Origin of the sequence: Bradyrhizobium sp., from assembly GCF_019242285.1 — a bacterium.
Lineage (GTDB): Bacteria > Pseudomonadota > Alphaproteobacteria > Rhizobiales > Xanthobacteraceae > Bradyrhizobium.
On the sequence record NZ_JAFAVV010000962.1, the window covers coordinates 1 to 2,336 of the forward strand.

General features: G+C 64.4%; 3 protein-coding genes. 1 reads left to right on the forward strand and 2 read right to left on the reverse strand.

All coding sequences use genetic code 11. The annotated features are described in order from the left end of the window. Positions 1-1,006 (reverse strand): metallopeptidase TldD-related protein (locus tag JOY90_RS39345; RefSeq protein ID WP_291696464.1); only part of this gene is annotated, 1,006 nt, incomplete at its 3' end. Positions 1,007-1,268: 262 nt separating this feature from the next. On the opposite strand from JOY90_RS39345, the gene JOY90_RS39350 reads away from it, so the two are divergent. Continuing rightward, positions 1,269-1,757: a GNAT family N-acetyltransferase gene (locus JOY90_RS39350; protein ID WP_291696465.1), complete on the forward strand. Its 489-nt coding sequence runs from the start codon at positions 1,269-1,271 to the stop codon at positions 1,755-1,757. A 226-nt stretch (positions 1,758-1,983) separates the two neighbouring features. Here the strand turns inward: JOY90_RS39350 and JOY90_RS39355 are convergent. Further along, the coding region (locus JOY90_RS39355; RefSeq protein WP_291696466.1) for an invasion associated locus B family protein at positions 1,984-2,336 on the reverse strand (353 nt) is incomplete at its 5' end.

Genomic DNA, 2,336 nt, shown 5'->3' on the forward strand with positions numbered 1-2,336 from the left:
TCATGTTCATCAGCCGCGCGTTCTGGCGGTCCTGCATGTAGCCGACCAGGATGCCGTCCTCGATCAGCACGGTGCGGTTGGTCGGCGTGCCCTCGTCGTCGATCGACAGCGAGCCGCGGCGCGAGGCCATCGTACCGTCGTCCACGACAGTGACGCCCTTGGCGGCGACCTGCTGGCCCATCAGGCCGGCGAACGCGCTGGTCTTCTTGCGGTTGAAGTCGCCTTCAAGCCCGTGACCGACCGCTTCGTGCAGCATCACGCCGGGCCAGCCGGCCCCGAGCACGACATCCATTTCGCCGGCCGGCGCCGGTACCGATTCAAGATTGACCAGCGCTTCGCGGATCGCGCCGTCGGCGGCATCGCGCCAGGCCTTGGTCTCGATGAAACGCGCATAGCCTTCGCGGCCGCCATAACCCTTGCTGCCGCTTTCCTGGCGATTGCCGTCGCCTGCGACCACGGAAATGTTGACCCGCACCAGCGGGCGGATGTCGCGATAGCTCTCGCCGTCCGGGCGGAGGATTTCGACCACTTGCCAGGTCGCGCCCAGGCTCACCGTCACCTGGCGCACCCGCGGGTCCTTCTGGCGGACATAGGCATCGATCTCGCCGAGCAGCTTGACCTTGCTCTCGAAGCCGGGCGCATCCAGCGGATTGTCGTCGCCATAGAGCCGCACATTGGTGTGCGCCGGTGGCGCCGAAAACGTGCCGGAATAGCCGCCGCGCACGGCGTGGACGGCGTCGGCCGCGCGGATCAGCGCCGGCAGCGATACGTCGGAGGAATGCGCGTAACCGACCGCGTCGTCCTTCACCGCGCGCAGGCCAAAACCCTGGCTGGTATCGTAGGTCGCCTGCTTCAGGCGCCCGTTGTCGAACATCAACGCTTCGGTCTGGCTGTATTCGAGAAACAATTCGCCGTCGTCGGCGCCCGAGAGCCCGCGCGCGATCTCGCGGCGTACGGCGTCACGGTCGAGCTTGGCGCGGTCGAGGAGTGGAGTCGAGGGGTTCATCCGCCTGGTCCGTTACATGCAAATTCGGCCCAAGATAGTCTCTTGCGCGGTTGGTTGCGAGGGGGTGCGAAACAAAGGCGCACCACCTTCGGGCCCGATTCGGACCTTAATAACCCCTTATCGGTCGATTGTGCGCCTCTTCGAGATTACAAAGCGATCATGTTGTTGCGCGTATTCTCCGCACTTGCGGAACCGCAGTAGGATTCAGAAATGATGGAATGAGACCGCCGAGGCGCCTTTCTGATATCCTGACGCAGACGACATGACCGAGATCGTACCGATCGCACCGGCTTTCATCGACAGCTTCCACCGGACGCTCGACCTGGTGGCGCGCGAGCGGCGCTATCTGGCGTTCCTGGAGGCGCCGCCGCTGGAATCGACGCAGGCCTTCGTGATGGAGATCATCCGCCAGGGCTATCCGCAGTTCGTGGCGCTCGCCTCGGGTGAGGTGGTCGGCTGGTGCGACGTGCTGCCGAAATCACGGCCGGTTCACGCTCATGTCGGCGTGCTCGGCATGGGCCTGTTGCCGCCCTTTCGCGGCAAGGGCCTCGGCCGGCAACTGATCGACCGCGCGCTGGAGGCCGCGCGCGCGTTTGGACTGACGCGCGTGGAGCTCACGGTCCGCCAGGACAACGACAACGCCATCCGGCTCTACCGCAAGGTCGGCTTCATCACCGAGGGCGTGCAGCGCAACGCGATCCGGGTGGATGGTCTCTATGTGAACGTGCTGCTGATGGGGCTGTTGTTTTGAGGGGACGGGTCGCTTGACCACTGAGTGTTTCGCGACATCTGGATCATGACGCACCGATTGAGGCGCTCTTCTTCTTGATCGAGGCTGATGATCGACGATCGCGATCGTCGTCGCTATGGATGACGAGACCGCGATCGTCGTCACTATGGATGTTGTGATCTTGGCGAGCGGCGCTTCACATATCCGATCACTCGGATCGCCTGTCGCTCCATCCCGCCGAAACGACTCACGGCAGCTTGTCAAATCCCTCCGACAGCCCGTTCAGGCTCAGCGGAAACCCGATCCCTTCCTCCGGGGTCTCGAAGATGATGAACGTCGCGGTCTTTGCCGTCTTCAATTGTCCCATCAGCTTGTCGTCCATGATCACCTCGGCGACGCAGCCGTTCGGCAGGCAGCGCACGAAGCCGGCGCGGCCGACGTCCTGGTTGTCGAGCTTGAGCCCGAGGCCGGAGGGCAAGAGCACGCCGAGCGGCGCCACCACCCGCATCAGGCGGCTTTTCTGGTCGGCGGTCTTGAGCACGATGACGGTGAGGCCGGCATTGGAGCGGTCCTCGGCCACCACGCTCTGGATCAGCGCGC

Bases quoted from the DNA above. Each gene is read 5' to 3' on its own strand.
- JOY90_RS39350 (WP_291696465.1), top strand. From the start codon at position 1,269: ATGACCGAGATCGTACCGATCGCACCGGCTTTCATCGACAGCTTCCAC.